Consider the following 275-nt stretch of genomic DNA (forward strand, 5'->3'; position numbering starts at 1 on the left):
AGCGCTGGTGCCGCTGGCGATCCAGCCATCACCGTCATGGGTGAGGCTGTCGACGCGGGTCTGCAATACCAGTTCAGCACCTTGGCGTTCGGCGCAGGCGAGTAGCGATTGCAGATAGGCGTGGCTGTCGATGATGCCGGTATTGGGCGAGAGTAGGGCGGCAACGCCCCGCACTGCGGGCTCCAGGACGCTGAGGCGAGCACTGTCGATGGGCTGCAGCTCGTCCACGCCACTGGCCAGGGCATTGTTGGCCAGGGCATCGAGCTTGCCGCGCT

The 275-nt window shown here is 65.8% G+C and carries 1 protein-coding gene; it reads right to left on the reverse strand.

All coding sequences use genetic code 11. From position 1 onward, the window contains the following. On the reverse strand, positions 1-275 hold a 275-nt coding region (locus tag ACZ3HH_RS29885), incomplete at both ends, for an FAD-dependent oxidoreductase (protein ID WP_465810175.1).

The organism is Pseudomonas sp. PME37.24/025 (genome assembly GCF_055556615.1).